The sequence below is a fragment of the Streptomyces sp. NPDC030799 genome (genome assembly GCF_055572255.1).
In genome coordinates this window covers 25,522-43,126 of record NZ_JBVIDS010000009.1, presented here as the reverse complement: position 1 = coordinate 43,126, position 17,605 = coordinate 25,522, and the positions used below count along the sequence as shown (strand labels likewise).

Below are 17,605 nucleotides of genomic sequence, written 5' to 3'. Positions count from 1 at the left end.
GAGGCGCCCCGGCCAAACCGGCGGAGCCACTCGTTTGGGTCGATGTCAGACCAAGGACCTAGTCTGTGCACCGTGACTTCGCCTGCATCGACGGACAGCGTTCCGCCCCAGCTCAGCGCGGGGCCGCGCCCGGCACCGGGCCCGGCCGCCGACGAGGGGCTGGCGCGTCGGCTGCGCGCGCTCGCCTGCACCGCGCCGCTGCACGACCTCGACGCACGCAAGGCCAACCTGGCCGGTGAGTACGGGGTGTACGGCATGGCCGAGGTGGCCCTCGCCGCCATCGACCTGGTCACGCTCAACATGGACTTCGACACCGGCGCCGACCACGAGCAGATCGTGGCCCGGCTCGTCCCGCGCATCGCCGCGCAGGCCCCGCAGCGGCCGGCCGCCGAGCACGAGCGCGTGGCCCGCTGGGTCCTGGAGAACCTGATCAACGTCGGCAGCGTCGACCGTGGCTTCCGCGCCGTGTACGGGACCTTCGCCCCGGACGGCACGTACGTCCGCAGGGACTACGACTTCAAGCTGATCGAGGAGGTCCCCGGCCCCGGCGGCACGGTCTATCTGCGCACCACCGACGAGGCGGTCAACGTCCTCGTCGGCGCCCTCGACACCGACGTCACCAGCGCCCAGATCGCCGCCGAGGTCAAGCTGGAGGTGCTGATCAACCGCGGTCGGCTCGCCGACGCCCAGCTCGCCGCCGAACAGGCCCGTTACCGCACGGTGCAGTATTCGGAGACCCTGCGCCGGGCCCTGGACGCCACCCGGCGCAACGTCCGCGCGGTCGACTGGCTGGTCGCCGTGCCCGACATGATCGCCGAGGCCCTCGACCACGTGGCCGACCGCTACCGCCACGAGAACGCGATCCTCACCAACATCCGCAAGGCCCGTGACGAGACCGAGGAGCCCGAGCACAAGCGCCGCGCCGCCGAGCTGGTCGACATCGTCAAGGACTGCATCCGGCGGCACACCCAGCTCCAGTCCCGGCTGCTGGAGGCGGGCCCGCTGTTCCGCGCCGAGCAGGACCGGCAGGCCTTCGCCACCCCCGCGACGACCTCCGGAATAGACCTGTACGGCCATCTCGTCGCGCCCGTCCTGCCGTTGCCCCTGGAGCAGGCGATCCGGGTCACCGACGCGTTCTTCGCCAACGGCACGGGCCTGCGGACACCCGTGTCCGTGCGGGTGGCCGATCTCGTCGACATCCTGCTGACGCCGCCCGTCGAGCGGGAGCACCTCGGCGCGGAGATGCCCGAACCCGACCTGATCGCCACGCCGGACGACAGCCGGTTCAGCGAGGAACAGCTGGCCGCGGCGATGGAGCTGCTGGATCTGCCGGCCGACGCGCCGAGGAGACTGTCGGGTCTGCTGGCCGAGGCCCGCCGGACCGGCGACCCCGATCTTGCCTACCTGGTGGCCCTGCTGGCGGTCCACGCGGCGAGTCCGGCCGTGGGCACGGCGTATCGGCAGGGTGAGGAGAAGCTGCTGTTCGCCGTGGACGACGGCACCGAGCTGGACGATCCGGAGTTCGGCGGGGCCGACCTCATCGTCGGGACCGCCCTGCTGGACGCGGCCGGGATGGCCGCGGACCGGACGGAAGCAGCATGAGTCAACAACAGCGCGACAAGGAGCCCCAACCGTGAGCGAGCACGTCGAGTGGAGTGAGGCGGAGTCGTCGGCACCGTCGGCGCCCGCCGCCGTCACCCCCGCCGACGCCGCCGACGCGGCGCGGCTCGTCGCCTTCGGGCTGCAGCCCAAGCTGCAGCCCGCGCGGGACCAGGAGTACACGGAACTGCTGCGCCGGTACCGCGACGACCCGGCGTTCGCGCGGCTCGCCGACGCCGTCGCCGCCGGTCTGGGGCTCGTCGTGCTGGAGGTGTCCCCGCGCGCGGGGATGGCCGTGACGGCCGCCGAGGACTCGGTGTTCGCCGTCCGCATGGGCGACTACGCGCGTCGCACCACCGCCGACTCCGGCGACCGCTTCCTGCACGGCCTCGCCCATCTCGCCGCCGCCGCACTGGCCTTCCCGCGCCCGGAGGACCTGGCCGACGACTCCTACATCGGCCGCGTCACCGTCAACGGCGTCGACGCCTTCGTACGGCAGGCCTGCCGGCGTCTGGAGGAGCGGGCCGAGGAACTGGGCGAGAACACCGACCCGGTGACCGACGCGCCCGGACTGGAGGCCGCCTGGCGGATCTGGGCCAGACGCAGCGCCACCGGTGCCACCAAGGACGCCCGCCGGCCCGCCGCCTCCACCACCGGCATCGTGGCCAAGGCCCTCGCCTTCCTCACCGACTCGGGCTTCCTGCAGCGCACCGGCGACGACAGCGGCGGCACCTACCGCACCACGGCCCGCTACCAGCTCCAGGTCCGCGACCTGGCCGGCAGCGCGGCCATGGCCGAACTGCTCGAACTGGGCGTCGTACCGGTGACCGACGGCACGGCCAGCCTGCTGCCCGCCGAGGACACCGAGGACCTGGAACTGGTGGCCGACGCCGGACTGCCGTTCCACTCCTGAACCTCCAGAACCACCGCACGTTTTCCGAAGACTTACGACGAGAGTCCGCCATGTACGAGCTGTCCCGGGTCCGCCTCTACTCCATCGGTCCCGCCGGTGCGCGCTACGCCGACACCGTGCTTGACCTGCGGGGCGTCGGCGAGCCCGTGCCCGACCCGGCGCCCACGCAGGCGGAGTTCTTCGAGGAGGAGCCGGCCGGCCCGCCGCGCCGGCCCGCGCCCGCGGGCGTGCTCTTCCTGGAGAACGGCGGCGGCAAGTCCGTGCTGCTCAAGCTGATCTTCTCGGTGATGCTGCCCGGCCACCGCAACACGCTCGGCGGCGCCAGCTCCGGTGTGCTGCGCAAGTTCCTGCTCGCCGACGACTGCGGCCACGTGGCGCTGGAGTGGCAGCACGTGCAGACCGGCGAATGCGTCGTCGTCGGCAAGGTCAGCGAATGGCGCGGACGGCAGGTGTCCAACGACCCGCGCAAGTTCGCCGAGGCCTGGTACTCGTTCCGGCCCGGCCCGGGGCTCAGCCTGGACAACCTGCCCGTCGCCGAGTCCACCGCCGTACGGCCCCGCGTCGAGGGCACCTCGGGCGCCCAGGGACGCCGCCGGACCATGAAGGGCTTCCGTGACGCCCTCATGGAGGCCGGCAAGGCCTATCCGCACCTGGAGGTGCACTGGGAGGAGATCCACGACCGCTGGATCGAGCACCTCGGCGACCTCGGCCTCGACCCCGAACTCTTCCGCTACCAGCGGGAGATGAACGCCGACGAGGGCGAGGCGGCCGGTCTCTTCGCGGTCAAGAAGGACTCCGACTTCACGGACCTGCTGCTGCGCGCCGTCACCGACACCCGGGACACCGACGGCCTCGCCGACCTCGTCAGCGGGTTCGGCAACAAGCTGGGCCGGCGCGCCGAGCTGATCGCCGAACGGGACTTCACCGCCGGGTCGGTCGACCTGCTCGGGCGGATCGTCGAGGCCGCCGACGCCCGCTCACGCGCGCGTGACGTGCACGCCGGCGCCGAGCGCCGTACCCGTACGCTCGCCCGGCGGCTGTCCGCCCGGGCCGTGCAGGAGCGGGTGCGGGCCGCCGACCTCGCGCAGCGGGTCACGGCCGCCGCGTACGCCGTCACGCACTCCGAGGGTGCCCGCGAGCGCAGCGCCCTGATCGCCGCCGAACTCGCCTACCGGCACGCCTCCCTGGCGCTGGCCGCCGCCGAGAAGTCCGCCGCCGCACAGAAGCGCGAACTGGCCGACGCGCGCACCCTGCACTCCGCCTGGCAGGCCGCCGAGGCCGTGCTGCGCCACCGGGCCGCCGCCGACCGCGTCGCGCGCGTGTCCGCCGCGATCCAGGAGGCCGAGCGGGACGCCGCGCCCGCGCTCGCCGCCCGTGCCAAGGCCGCCGTGGACCTCGTACGGGCCCTGCACGCGGCCGCCGAGAACGCCGAGGCCCTGGCGAACGAGGGGGAGGAGCGCTCCACCGCCCTTCAGGAGGCCGGCGACTCCGCCTACCGTGACTCCACCACCGCCGCGACCGAGGCACAGCGCGCCCGCAGCGAGGCCGGGCATCTGCGTCAGCGCCTCGCCGAGGTCGAGCAGGAGACCGCCGAGGCCGTGCGCGCCGGCTGGCTCGACGACAGCGCCCCGGACGCCGACCCGGCCCGCGCCGCACTCGCCGCCAGCGACGCCGAGAAGGCCGCCGTCGCCGCCTGGGACGCGGCCCGCGAGGCCGCCCGCAAGGTCACCGAGCACGCGCGCGAGGCGGCCTCCGCCGAGTCCCGCGCGGAGCTGACCGCGGCCCGCGCCGCGGACGCCGCGACGGCGGCCGAGCGCGCCTACGAGGCCGAGCGGCGCCTCGCCGAGTCCCTGGCCGCCGAGGAGCGGCTCGCGGAGCTGCTGAGCCTGCCGGGCGCGACCGCGGCCGGGCACGCCGCAGTGCCCGGGCCCCGGTCCGGGGCCGACGACGCACCGGGCACCCCGGGCGGCGCGCGCAACGGCGCGACCGACGAGGGCCCTGCGGGCGGGCCACACGGTGCCGGAGAGCCGGCGGGACCGGGCCTGAACGGCACCCCTCGCCCGGCCGCCGAAGGCCCCCTCACCCCGGAGGAACTCGACCGTTTCGCCGACGAGTTGCGCGAGCTTCTCGACGACGCCGTGGCGACCGCCGAACGGCACCTGTTCGAGCTGCGCACCGCCGCCGCCGACGACTCCCGCATCCTCGGCGCACTCGGCGACGGCGGACTGCTGCCGCCCGGCCCGGACGTGCTGGCCACGGTGGAGTTCCTCGGCGAGCACGGCATCCCGGCACTGCCCGGCTGGCGCTATCTGGCCCAGGCCGTCGACCCCGTCGACCACGCGCGCGTGCTCGCCGCCAGGCCGGAACTGGTCGACGGTGTGATCATCACCGACCCGGACACCCACGCGCGTGCCCGCGAGGCGCTCGCGGACGCCGCTCTGCTGCCGCGCTCCGCCGTCGCCGTCGGCACGGCCGCAGCCCTGCTCGCCCCGCCCCCGGCCGACAGCGCCGCTCCCGGTGACGTCTTCCTCGTGCCGCCGAACCCGGCCATGCACGACGAGCACGCCGCCGACGAGGAACGCCAGGCGCTGCGCGCGCGGGCCACCGAGCGCGACGAGGAGATCCGCGCCCTCGCCGCCCGGCTCGGCAAGGACCGTGAACTGGCCGCACGGCTCGCCTCCTGGCGCACCGGCTGCCCCGCCGGACGCCTCACCGAACTGGCCCGGACCGCCGAGGAGGCCCGTGCGTTCGCCGCGGAGTCCGAGGCCGAGCTGGCCGAGGCGCGCACCCTGCGCGCGGAGGCCGACCAGGCCGCCGCCGAGGCCGTGCAGGTCCGTGACGAGCGGCAGGAGGCCGCGCAGAAGGCCCGCCGCGCCGCCGACGCCCTCGCCGGACTGGCCCACCGGCTCCGCGAGCGCGCCGGCTGGCAGGTGAAACTGCGCGAACTCGCCGACGAGGCCGCCGAGTCCGAGGCCCGTGCCCAGGCCTTCCTGGAGCGGGCCCGCGCCGCCGACGAGGACCGCCGCGCCGCCCAGCGCGCCGCCGACGACGCCCGCCGCACCGCGCGCGCCCTGCGCGCCGAGCGCTCCGAGATCGCCGGCGCCCCCGACGACGTACCGGTCGAGGACGCGGACGCCCCCAAGGCGTCCCTGCCCGCCCTCCGCGAGGCCTACCGGGCCGCCTCCCAGGTGTACGAGAAGGTCGGCGTCGGGGCCGACCTGCGCGCCGAGCAGGCCCGCGCGGAGAGCGACGAGAGCGCCGCCCGCGCCGAACTGGACCGGCTCAGCAACAAGGTCCGCACCCGCGCCGAGCAGCTGCTCCAGTCGCCCGACGGCTCCGACGGCCCCTCCCGGCAGGCCGCCGCCGCCCGCGCGGAGGAGCTGGTGCAGCTCCTGGAGACCCGCATGTCCAGCGCGAGCGAGCAGCTCGGCCGGCTGCGCGGCGAGGCCGAACGGCACGCCCCCGAGGACGGCGAGGCGCACACCGAGCTGCCCGACGAACTGGTTCCGCGCGACGCCGAGCACGCCCAGGCGCTGCTGCGCACCGCGACGGGCGAACTCGCCGCCCGTACCGAGTCGCTGGCCGGGGCCCGCGAGGCGCACGCCGAGCTGCTGGAGGCCCACCGGGCCGCCGAGGACGCGGCCGGCGGCTTCGACGAGATCGCCGCGATGCTCCGCGACCTGCTGCGCGAGCATGTCACCGAGGAGGAGCAGGAGGAGCCCGAGCCGTACCCGGGCAGCCTGGAGGAGGCCCGGCACTCCGCGGCCGAGGCCCGCCGCTCGCTGCGCGGCTGCGCCGCCGACCTGTCCGCCGCCGAGGCGGCCGTGCGCGAGGCGAGCGACGTGCTGGTCCGGCACGCCAACTCCACGCGCTACGAGCAGGTCCGCACCCCCGCCCGGCAGCAGATCCGCGAGCTGCCCGCCTCCGCGCTGCCCGAGCACGCGCAGAAGTGGGCCGACGCCTTCGCGCCCCGGCTGCGTGTGCTGACCGACGAGTTGGCGCAGCTGGAGCGCAACCGCGACTCGATCGTGGACCGTCTGCGGGGCCTGGTGGAGTCCGCCCTCGCGACTCTGCGCTCCGCCCAGCGGCTCTCCCGCCTCCCGGAAGGCCTCGGCGAGTGGTCCGGACAGGAGTTCCTGCGCATCCGCTTCGAGGAGCCCGACCAGGCCACACTCACCGAACGGCTCGGCGAGGTGATCGACGACGCCACCCGCGCGGCCGTGAAGAAGAACTCCGACCTGCGCCGCGACGGCATGTCCCTGCTGCTGCGCGGCGTCGCGGCGGCGCTGCAGCCCAAGGGCGTGGCCGTCGAGATCCTCAAGCCGGACGCCGTACTGCGCGCCGAACGGGTGCCCGTCGGGCAGATGGGCGACGTGTTCTCGGGCGGCCAGCTGCTCACGGCGGCCATCGCGCTGTACTGCACGATGGCCGCGCTGCGCTCGAACGACCGGGGAAGGGACAAGCACCGGCACGCCGGCACCCTGTTCCTCGACAACCCCATCGGCCGCGCCAACGCCACCTACCTGCTGGAGCTGCAGCGGGCCGTGTCGGACGCGCTCGGTGTGCAGCTGCTGTACACCACCGGCCTGTTCGACACGACCGCGCTGGCCGAGTTCCCGCTGGTCATCCGCCTGCGCAACGACGCCGACCTGAGGGCGGGCCTGAAGTACATCAGCGTGGAGGAACACCTCCGGCCCGGGTTGCCGCAGCAGCCCCGGGCCGGAGAAGCGGTGCACAGTGAGATCACGGCGACCCGGATGTTCAAGAAGCCGGTGTAGCCGTCAGCGGTCCTCCTTGATCAGATCCGAGCACTTCTCGCCGATCATCATCGTCGTGATGCACGGGTTGACCGCGATCAGGTCCGGCATCACCGACCCGTCGGCGACCCGCAGCCCCTCGACCCCCTTGACCCGCAGCCGTGCGTCAAGCGGGGCCGAGGGGTCGCCGTCGGCGCCCATCTTCACCGTGCAGGACGGGTGGTAGACGGTGTTGTGCGTCTTGTGGATGTAGTCCAGCAGCTCGTCGTCCGTCCGGACGTCCGGCCCGGGCGCCAGCTCCGCACCCGCCCAGCCGCTCAGCGCCGGCTGCGCGGCGATACGGCGCGCCAGCCTCAGCCCGTACGTCATCACCCGCACATCGTGCTCGTGCGTGAAGTACCGCGGGTCCACCTTCGGCTTGTCCCGGTAGTCCCGGGTGCGCAGCCGTACCGTGCCGCGCGACTTCGCCTTGGTCACGTTGGGCGTCAGGCAGAACGCGTTCTCCGAGGTGGGGTAGCCCCAGCGCGCGGTGTTCATGTCGAACGGCACCGAGCCGTAGTGGAACATCAGGTCGGGCCGGTCCAGGCCCGGCTCGGTGTCGTAGAAGATGCCCGCCTCCCACCACTGGCTCGACGTGGCCGGCATGGGCTGCTCGGCCTCCCACATGATCACGCCCTCGGGGTGGTCCTGGAGGTTCTCGCCGACGCCGGGGGAGTCCACGACGACGTCCACGCCGACTTCCCGCAGATGCCCGGCCGGGCCGATGCCGGACAGCATCAGCAGCTTCGGCGAGTCGATCGAGCCGCACGAGACGATCACCTCGCGCCGGGCCCTTACCGTGCGGGTGTGCACCAGGTCCGGATCCAGGTACTCGGCGCCCACGCACCGCCGGCCCTCCAGCACCAGCTTCTTGGCGCGTACCCCGGTACGGATGTCCAGATTCGGACGCTTGCCCATGACCGGGTGCAGATAGGCCACCGAGGACGACTGGCGGACGTTGTTCTCGTCGGAGTTGATCTGGAACCAGTTGGCCCCGCGCACCACCGTCTTCCCGGTGTTGAACGGAACGGTGGGTATCCCCGCCTGTGCGCACGCCTCCAGCAGGGCCGCGCCGCAGGGGTCGCCGCCCTTCAGGGTGCGCACCTTCACCGGGCCGGTACGGCCGTGGTGGTCGCCGGGGGCGTCGTTGTTCTCCAGCCGCCGGTACAGCGGGAACAGGTCGGCCGCGCTCCAGCCCGTACAGCCCTGGGCCGCCCAGTCGTCCAGGTCCTGTGCCGGCGCCCAGAAGGCGATACAGGAGTTGTGCGACGAACAGCCGCCCAGCACCTTCGCCCGCGCGTGCCGCATAAAACTGTTGCCGGTGGCCTGCGGTTCGACCGGGTAGTCCCAGTCGTAGCCGGACTCCAGCAGGCCCATCCAGCGCTCCAGCTTGAGGACGTCGTCGTCGCCGACGTCGCTCGGCCCCGCCTCCAGCACGCACACCGTCACGGACGGGTCCTCGGAGAGCCGCGCCGCCACCACATTGCCCGCCGTGCCGCCGCCGACCACCACGTAGTCGAACTCGTCGATGCTCATGTGACCTCCTTGCCGGCCGGAATCCGGCCGGCATCAGTCGTTGTCGGTCGTAATCGGTGGGTGTGGGGCGGCGTCAGTCGGCCGCCGGGGCGGTGAGGGGAGCCGAGGCGGTGGACGCCGCCTCCAGGCGGTGCTCGGCGAGCACGCCGGTGCGGTGACGCTGGACGAACCAGTAGTAGGCGAAGCCGCCTCCCGCGATGACCGCGACGAACAGCACCGCGCCCCAGCGCAGATACCAGTGGTACGGCGCGCCGGCGTTGTAGACCGCGGCGCGCGGCCAGATCAGGTTGACCGTCATGGCCGCGCCCCACACGACCGCGACGATGTTGACCAGCAGCCCCCAGCGGCCCAGCGAGAACCGGCCCCCGCCAGCCGGCTGCCACTTCCCGCGCAGCCGGGCCACCAGCATCGGCCCGGTGACGCCCAGGTACGCGAGGTAGATCATGATGATGCCGATGCTGGTGACGACCGTGAAGATCTGCGGCTGGCGGATGTTGACCACGAGGATCGCCAGCGCCAGCACACCGATGATCACGGCCGGCAGGACCGGGGTCTGGAAGCGCGGGCTGACCCGGGCCAGCAGCGAGGACGCGGGCAGGTTGTTGTCCCGTGCCATGGCGAACGCCAGCCGGATCGCCGCCGTGTGCACGGCCAGCGCGCACACCGTGACCGCGATCAGCACGCACCACAGCATCGCCTTGCCGGCCGTCGGACCGAGCACGTCGAGCACGATGTACTGCAGGCCGTCCGTGGACAGCTTGTCGCCCTTGAGGCTGGAGACGCTCATCAGCGCCAGCAGCAGGACCAGCCCGCCCAGGACGAAGGAGGCGACGATCGCGCGGATGATGGCGCGCGGGGCGTTCCGGGACGGGTCCAGGGACTCCTCGCCGAGCGAGGCGGCGGTGTCGAAGCCGTACATGACGTACGCCGAGGCAAGCGAGGCCACCAGGAAGGCACCGAGGTAACCCGTCGAGTAACCCGATCCCATGTGGTTCGTCTGCATGACGACCTGAGGGCCACGGGTGATGTGGACGGCGAACAAGATGATCAATACAACGGTGGCGATCAACTCGATGAAGACCCCCGCCGTGTTGATCGTGGCCATCAACTTGACGCCGAAAGCATTGATCAGGGTGGTGAAAAGGATCAACACGGCAGCCAGGACGACCGCGTTCGTCGCCACGTCGTACTTGCCGGTGCCGTCCCCGACGAACTGGAACGCGGACGAGATCTGCGGCAGCGTCAACTGGTAGGCCAGCGCGACCGCGGAGATGGACACGATGGACGCGATCAACATCATCCACCCGGCCAGCCAGCCGAGATGTGAATTGCCGATCTTCTTCGACCAGTTGTAGACCGAGCCGGCCACCGGGTAGCGGGCGGCGAGTTCGGCGAAGCACAGGGCGACCATGAACTGGCCGACGAACACCATCGGCCACGACCACCAGTAGGCCGGGCCGCCGCTGCCGTAGCCGAAGTAGAACAGCTGGAAGGTGCCCGTCAGGATCGAGATGTAGCTGATCCCGGCGGCGAAGGTGTGGAAGTTGCCGAGCGTGCGCTTGAGCTCGGGTTTGTAGCCGAACTCCGCGAGTTCGGCGTCGTCGTGGTGGTGGGGGCCTGGCGATTGCTCGGTGGTCGTCATGAGCGGACTCCTCTGGCTGTCAGTCGAACCAGCCCTGCGGTGCCGGCGCGGTGGTGCGCCAGATGTGTTTCGTCTCGCGGTACTCGGCGAGCCCCGCCGGTCCGAGTTCACGTCCGAACCCGGACTGCTTGTAACCACCCCATTCGGCCTGCGGCACATACGGGTGGTAGTCGTTGATCCAGACCGTGCCGAGGCGCAGTCCCGCCGCGACCCGGGCCGCCCTGGCCCCGTCGCCGGTCCAGACGGCGCCCGCCAGGCCGTAGATCGTGTCGTTGGCGAGCCGCACGGCCTCCTCTTCGGTGGCGAACCGCTCTACGGTCAGCACCGGCCCGAAGGACTCCTCCCGGACCACGGACATGGCGCTCGTGCACGCGTCCAGGACGGTCGGAAGGTAGTAGAAGCCGTCGTCGTGGCCGGGGCCGGAGGGCCGGGCCCCGCCGCAGCGCAGCACCGCGCCCTCCTCGATGCCCTTGGCCACATAGGCCTCGACCTTCGCCCGGTGGGCCGCCGAGATCAGCGGCCCGGTCTGCGCCCGCTCGTCGAACGGGCCGCCCAGCCGGATCAGCCGGGCCCGGCGTACGACCTCGTCCACGAACCGGTCGTGCAGCGCGTCCTCGACCAGCAGCCGGGCCCCGGCCGAGCACACCTGCCCGGAGTGCAGGAACACGGCGGTCAGCGCCATGTCGACCGCCGCGTCGAAGTCGGCGTCCGCGAAGACGATGTTGGGGTTCTTGCCGCCGAGTTCGAGCGCGACCTTCTTCACCGTCCCGGCGGCGGCTGCCATCAGCCGGCGGCCGGTCTGCAGACCGCCGGTGAACGACACCAGGTCGACGTCCGGATGCTCGGCGAGCGGGGCGCCCGCCTCGGGACCGGCACCCAGCACCAGGTTGGCCGCGCCCGCCGGCAGCCCCGCCTCCGCCAGCAGCCGCACCAGGCCGATCGCGGTGTGCGGGGTCAGCTCGCTCGGCTTCAGCACGAAGGTGTTGCCCGCCGCGAGGGCCGGCGCGACCTTCCACGCGGTCTGCAGCAGCGGATAGTTCCAGGGCGTGATCAGCGCGCAGACGCCGACCGGTTCGTACACCACCCGGCTGTCCACGTCCTCCCGCCCGGTGTCCACGACCCGCCCCGTCTCGGTCGCGGCCAGCCGCCCGAAGTAGCGGAAACAGCTGACGACATCGTCCACGTCGTACGCGCTCTCCACCAGCCGCTTGCCCGTGTCCAGGGACTCGGCGCGGGCGAGGGCGTCCTTGTCGCGCACGAGCAGGTCCGCGACCCGCAGCAGCAGGTCGCCGCGCTCCTGGGCGGGCGTACGCGGCCAGGGACCGGTGTCGAAGGCGCGCCGGGCCGCCCCGATCGCCTCCACGGTGTCCTTGCCGCCGGCCTCGTCCACGACCCCGACCAGGGAGCCGTCGGCGGGGCAGCGGATCTCCCGGGTGCGCTCGTCCAGGGCGCTGCGCCACTCGCCGTCGATGAAGAGATCAGGCACGGTCGTCTCCCAGCCGGCTCAGCAGCCACTCGTGGAAGATCCCGAGGTGGTGCTCGTTCGGGACCAGCACCCCGCCCCCGCGGTACGCGCGCGAGGACATCGCCGGCTGGGTGCGCTCGCACGCCTCGAAGTCCTGCACGTTGACCCGGTGGAACAGCTCCACGGACTTCGACACGTCCGCGCCCGAGGCCACCACCTCCGGCGCGTACAGCCAGTCGCACTCCACGACCGTGCGGTCCTCGGCGAGCGGGAACATGCGGTGCAGGATGACGTGGTCGGGGACGAGGTTGACGAACACGGTCGGCTTGATGGTGATGGCGTAGTAGCGGCGGTCCTGGTCGGCACCGACGTCGGGGAGCTTGGCGAAGCCCTCGCTGCCGTCGACCGTGAACCCCTTGATCTGCTCGCCGAACTCCGCGCCGTGCCCGACGTAGTACTGGGCGGCGTACCCGTCGGCGAACTCCGGGAGCACCTCGGTGAGTTCGGGGTGGATCGTCGCGCAGTGGTAGCACTCCATGAAGTTCTCGACGATCAGCTTCCAGTTGGCCTTCACGTCGTAGGTGATGCGCTTGCCGAGGGCCAGCTGCTCGGTGCCGTAGTGCTCGATGGCTGCGGCGTCGCCGAGCCGTTCCACGGCCGCGTACATCACGGTGTCCTCGAAGGAGGGCGGTTCGTCGGCGAGGCACACCCAGGCGTAGCCGAGCCATTCGCGCAGGGCCACCTTGATCAACCCGTACGCGACTCGGTCAATGTCCGGCATCTTGATCAAGTTGGGTGCGGCGATCAACTTGCCGTCAAGGTCGTACGTCCATGCGTGGTAGGGGCACTGCAGAGTGCGGCGCACCTCGCCGGACTCCTCCATGCACAGCCGGGCGCCCCGGTGCCGGCACACGTTCAGGAAGGCGCGCAGCTCACCCGTACGCGTGCGGGTGATGATGACGTTCTCGCGTCCCACCTGGACCGTGCGGAAGGCACCCGGCTTGTCCAGGTCGGCGCTGCGGACCGCGCAGAACCACAGGGACTCGAAGAGGTTCTCCTGTTCCTGCCGGAAGACCTCCGGGTCGGTGTAGTAGCGGCCCGGAAGCGTCGCGATGAGGCTCGGAGAGATCGGGGTCGTCGTCACGGACGTCTCCTAACGGCGGATGCGGGTCATCTTCGGGTCGAAGAGCGGCTCGTCGGCGACGGTGGCCGGGACTTTCTCGCCGAAGTACTCGATGTGCACGCCGGTGCCGTCGGCGAGACCGGCCGGGAGCCAGGCGTAGGCGACGCAGCGTCCCAGCGTGTAGCCGTACGACGCGCTGGTCACGTAGCCGGCCGGGGCGCCGTCGACGAAGACCGGCTCCTTGCCGAGCACCACGGCTGCCGGGTCGTCGAGGAGGAGCGGGGTGAGCCGGCGGGAGGGCTCTGCGGCCCGCTCCAGTGCCGCCTTGCCGACGAAGTCCTCCTTGTCCATGCGGACTGCGAAGCCGACGCCCGCCTCGAACGGATCGTGCTCGTCGGTCATGTCGGTGCCCCAGGCGCGGTATCCCTTCTCCAGGCGCAGGGAGTTGAAGGCGGACCGCCCGGCCGCGATCACGCCGTGCTCCCGGCCGGCCTCCCACAGCGTGTCCCAGAGCCGGAGGCCCAGGTCGGCCGTGGTGTACAGCTCCCAGCCCAGCTCGCCGACGTAGCTGAGGCGCATCGCCGTCACCGGCACGTGCCCGAGGTAGGTCTGCTTGGCCCGGAAGTAGCCGAAGCCCTCATGGGAGAAGTCGTCGCGGGTCAGCGGCTGGACCAGGTCGCGGGCGAGCGGACCCCAGACGCCGATGCAGCAGGTGCCGGAGGTGATGTCCCTGATCTGGACGTCGTCGGGCGCGTGCCGCACCAGCCAGTCGAGGTCGGCGGGGGAGTTGGCCCCCACCTGGAAGCGGTCGGGGGCGAGACGGGCGACGGTGAGGTCCGAGCGGATGCCTCCCATCTCGTCCAGGAGCAGGGTGTAGGTGACCGCGCCGGGCTTCTTGCGGAGGTTGTTGCTGGTCATGCGGTCCAGAAAGGCGAGCGCGCCGGGGCCGGTCACCTCCAGGCGGCGCAGCGGGGTCATGTCGTACAGGGCGACGCCCTCGCGGGTCGCCTTCGCCTCGGCGGCGGCGATCGGGGACCAGTAGCGGGCCGACCAGCTGTCGCGCTCCGGGAGGTCGCCGAGCGCGTCCACGAGCGGGGCGTTCGCCTCGTACCAGTGCGGACGTTCCCAGCCGGTGCCCTCCAGGAAGAAGGCGCCGAGTTGCTGCTGACGGGCGTAGAAGGGGCTCACGCGCAGCGGCCGGGGCTGTTCCATCGGCTGGAGAGGATGCAGGACGTCGTACACCTCGACGAACTGCTGTGAACCGCGCTCACGGACGTACGACGGTGAACGCTGCGCCTCCTCGAACCGTGTGAGGTCGCACTCGTGCACGTCGACGGAGGGCCGCCCGTCGACCATCCACTCGGCCACCGCCTTCGCCACCCCGGCGGAGTGTGTCACCCAGACCGCCTCGGCCAGCCAGAAGCCCCTCAGCTGCCGGGCTTCTCCGAGAACCGGCATGCCGTCCGGGGTGAAGGAGAAGACGCCGTTGAAGCCGGTCTCGATCTCCGTCTCGCGCAGCGCGGGCAGCAGCCGTCGGCAGTCCTCCCAGCTCGGCGCCCAGTCGTCCTCCGTGAACGGGTACGAGGACGGCATCTCCAGGTCCTGCGCGCGGGCCTCGTCGTACGCCGGCACGGCGAACGGGTCCACCGGCAGCGGCCGATGCGCGTACGAGCCGATGCCGATGCGGTCCGTGTGCTCGCGGAAGTACAGATCCCGGTCCTGGAAACGGAGGATCGGCTTCGAGGCCTCGGCCGTGGCGCCGCCCAGCCCGGGCAGCGGCTTGGTCCTGGCGTACTGGTGCGCGAGCGGCTGCAGCGGTACGTCGATGCCGGCCAGGCGGCCGATGACCGGCCCCCAGAATCCGGCCGCGGAGACGACATGGTCGGCGGGGAAGGTGCCCCGGTCGGTGACCACGGCCGTGACGCGGCCGTCCGCCTGCTCGATGCCGGTGACCGTGTGACGGTCCAGGAAGCGGGCGCCGCGCGCGGTGGCCCGGTCCATCTGGGCGCGGGCCGCGAGCAGGGCCCGGGCCAGACCGTCGTCGGGCGTGTGGAATCCGCCGAGGACGACCGACTCGTCCAGCAGCGGCCACAGTTCCTTGCAACGGGCGGTGCTCACGACCTCGCCGCGGATGCCCCAGGAGGCGGCGAAACCGGCCCTGCGGTGCAGTTCGGCCAGGCGCTCGGGGGTCGTCGCGAGCTCCAGGCCGCCGACCTGCTGGAAGCACGAGACGCCGTCGACCTGGAGGGAACAGAACTTCTCGACGGTGTACTTGGCGAACTCCGCGAGGGTCTTCGAAGGGCTGGTCCGGAAGACCAGTCCGGGCGCGTGGGAGGTGGAACCGCCCGGGGCAGGCAGCGGGCCCTGTTCGAGGACGGTGACGTCGGTCCAGCCGCGGGCCGTCAGCTCGTCGGCGAGGGAGCAGCCGACGATACCGGCGCCGATGACGACGACGCGGGGACCCTGGGACCGGTGTTCGGGGGTGCTGGACATGCCCCTCCTTGTGGTGGCGGGGATGGCAGGTGCGGGGGAGTCGCTCAGGCGGCAGGGACGTTCGGCCGCTCGGCGGCGATCGTCGTGTCCTGGCCGTGGCCGGTGTGGACGACGGTTCCGCCCGGCAGGGTGAGCAGCCGGGCGCGGATGGACGCCTCGATCGTGGGGCGGTCCGAGTAGGAGCGGCCGGTGGCGCCGGGACCGCCGTGGAAGAGGGTGTCGCCGGTGAAGACGGCGTCGAGGAAGGGCGCGTACAGGCAGCAGCTGCCCCAGGTGTGGCCGGGGGTGTGGATGACCTGGAGTTCGATCCCCGCGACCGTGAGGACGCGGCCGTCGGTCAGCTCGCCGTCCGGCTTGCGGGCGGGATGGGTGCGGGACCACAGTTCGTGGTCGTCCGGGTGGAGCAGGACGGGCGCTCCGGTACGGGTGGAGAGCGCGGCCGCGGCGTCGATGTGGTCGTCGTGGGCATGGGTGCAGACGACGGCGCTGACCCGGCGGCCCGCCGTCGCGCGGTGGATCGCCTCGGCGTCGTGCGCGGCGTCCACGATCAGCACCTCCTCGTCGTCACCGACCAGCCAGACGTTGTTCTCGACCTCGAAGGTGTCGCCGTCGAGGCTGAAGGTGCCGTGTGTGACGACACGTTCGACACGTACGGCGCCCTTCACAGCACCACCACCGAGCGCAGCACCTCGCCCCGGTGCATCTTGCCGAACGCCTCCTCCACCTGGTCCAGGGAGATGGTCTCGGACACGAACGCGTTCAGGTCGAGCAGGCCGTACAGGTACTGGTCGATTAGGAACGGGAAGTCCCGGCTGGGCAGACAGTCGCCGTACCAGGAGGACTTGATCGCGCCGCCGCGCGAGAAGACGTCGATCAGCGGGAGTTCCACCTTCATCTCCGGAGAGGGCACCCCGACCTGGACCAGCAGACCGGCGTGGTCGCGCATGTAGAAGGCCTGTTTGAAGGTCTCGGGGCGGCCGACCGCGTCGATGGCGATGTCCACGCCGTGACCGTCGGTGAGGGCGCGGACCGCCTCGATCGGGTCGGTGCCCTGGGAGTTGACGGTGTGGGTGGCGCCGAACTTCTCCGCCTGGTCGAGCTTCTTGTCGTCGATGTCCACGGCGATGACCTTCATCGCGCCGTTCAGGCAGGCGCCCGCGATGGCCGCGTTGCCGACGCCGCCGCAGCCGATGACGGCGACCGAGTCACCGCGTCCGACCTTGCCGGTGTTGACCGCGGCGCCGTAACCGGCCATGACTCCGCAGCCGATGAGCCCGGCCGCCTCGGGACGCGCCGCGGGGTCGATCTTCACCGCCTGACCGGCCGCGACCAGCGTCTTCTCGGCGAACGCGCCGATGCCGAGGGCGTTGCTGAGCGGTGTGCCGTCCAGCAGGGTCATCGGCTGGGCGGCGTTGCGCGAGTCGAAGCAGTACCAGGGCCGTCCGCGGCGACACGAACGGCAGCTGCCGCAGGGCGCCCGCCAGGCCAGCACCACATAGTCACCGGGCTGCAGGTCGGTGACGCCCGCGCCGACCGCCTCGATCGTGCCGGCCGCCTCATGGCCCAGCAGGAACGGGAAGTCGTCGTTGATCGCGCCCTCGCGGTAGTGGAGGTCCGTGTGGCACACCCCGCAGGCCTGCACCTTCACCAGGACCTCACCGGGCCCCGGATCGGGCACCACGATCGTCCGCACCTCCACGGGTGCGCCCTTCTTCACAGCGACTACGGCACGGACCTCGTGTGGCACGACAAGCTCCTCTGCTGTTGCGCATTGCACGATGGGTTGCGCGATGGGGAACATATTGAGAACGGCGTCACACGGCCGTCAAGGGGTGCGCGTTAACCCTTGGCAAAAGGAGCCCGGGGGGCGAAACCCCTCGGACACACGACGGCGGGGGGGGGGGGGGGGGGGGGGGAGGGGGGGAGGGGGGGGGGGGGGGGGGGTGGGGGGGGGGGGGGGCGGGGGGGGGGGGGGGGGGGGGTGGGGGAGGGCTTGTGGATGGCCCAGCTGCCGCCCCCGCCTGCCCATTTCACTGGT

At 72.2% G+C, this 17,605-nt stretch carries 10 protein-coding genes; 3 read left to right on the top strand and 7 right to left on the bottom strand.

The annotated features are described in order from the left end of the window. The first annotated feature begins 72 nt into the window (after positions 1-72). From ACZ41I_RS22785 to ACZ41I_RS22775, 3 genes are read left to right on the top strand one after another with little or no spacing between them, the layout of a single operon-like run. Positions 73-1,602 carry a hypothetical protein gene (locus ACZ41I_RS22785; protein WP_363218636.1) on the top strand — a complete coding sequence of 510 codons (1,530 nt, stop codon included), beginning with the start codon at positions 73-75 and terminating at the stop codon, positions 1,600-1,602. Between the two features lie 31 nt (positions 1,603-1,633). Further along, the gene (locus ACZ41I_RS22780; RefSeq protein WP_363218635.1) at positions 1,634-2,512 is read left to right on the top strand and encodes a hypothetical protein; all 879 of its coding nucleotides are present in this window, start codon (positions 1,634-1,636) and stop codon (positions 2,510-2,512) included. A 50-nt stretch (positions 2,513-2,562) separates the two neighbouring features. Further along, the gene (locus tag ACZ41I_RS22775; RefSeq protein WP_468514924.1) at positions 2,563-7,290 is read left to right on the top strand and encodes a hypothetical protein; all 4,728 of its coding nucleotides are present in this window, start codon (positions 2,563-2,565) and stop codon (positions 7,288-7,290) included. A gap of 3 nt (positions 7,291-7,293) precedes the next feature. Here ACZ41I_RS22775 and ACZ41I_RS22770 read toward each other — a convergent pair whose 3' ends face one another. From ACZ41I_RS22770 to ACZ41I_RS22740, 7 genes are all read right to left on the bottom strand, one after another. Next, positions 7,294-8,844 carry a GMC family oxidoreductase gene (locus ACZ41I_RS22770; protein WP_363218633.1) on the bottom strand — a complete coding sequence of 517 codons (1,551 nt, stop codon included), beginning with the start codon at positions 8,842-8,844 and terminating at the stop codon, positions 7,294-7,296. 73 nt (positions 8,845-8,917) lie between these two features. Continuing rightward, positions 8,918-10,486, bottom strand: coding sequence for an APC family permease (locus ACZ41I_RS22765; RefSeq protein ID WP_399771510.1), 1,569 nt, complete (start codon positions 10,484-10,486; stop codon positions 8,918-8,920). A gap of 19 nt (positions 10,487-10,505) precedes the next feature. Then, positions 10,506-11,972 carry an aldehyde dehydrogenase family protein gene (locus ACZ41I_RS22760; RefSeq protein WP_468514923.1) on the bottom strand — a complete coding sequence of 489 codons (1,467 nt, stop codon included), beginning with the start codon at positions 11,970-11,972 and terminating at the stop codon, positions 10,506-10,508. Then, positions 11,965-13,095, bottom strand: a complete 1,131-nt coding sequence (locus ACZ41I_RS22755) for an aromatic ring-hydroxylating oxygenase subunit alpha (protein WP_468514922.1) — start codon at positions 13,093-13,095, stop codon at positions 11,965-11,967. Before ACZ41I_RS22755 ends, ACZ41I_RS22760 begins: the two co-directional genes overlap by 8 nt. Positions 13,096-13,104: 9 nt before the next feature. Continuing rightward, positions 13,105-15,567 (bottom strand): GcvT family protein, encoded by a 2,463-nt coding sequence (locus tag ACZ41I_RS22750; protein ID WP_468514921.1) that lies wholly within the window; start codon positions 15,565-15,567, stop codon positions 13,105-13,107. A 44-nt stretch (positions 15,568-15,611) separates the two neighbouring features. Continuing rightward, complete coding sequence (locus tag ACZ41I_RS22745; protein WP_399771519.1) at positions 15,612-16,232, bottom strand: MBL fold metallo-hydrolase; 621 nt, start codon at positions 16,230-16,232, stop codon at positions 15,612-15,614. Beyond that, on the bottom strand, positions 16,229-17,314 hold the full coding sequence (locus ACZ41I_RS22740) for an S-(hydroxymethyl)mycothiol dehydrogenase (RefSeq protein WP_399771521.1): 1,086 nt from the start codon (positions 17,312-17,314) through the stop codon (positions 16,229-16,231). Before ACZ41I_RS22740 ends, ACZ41I_RS22745 begins: the two co-directional genes overlap by 4 nt. Positions 17,315-17,605 lie beyond the last annotated feature (291 nt).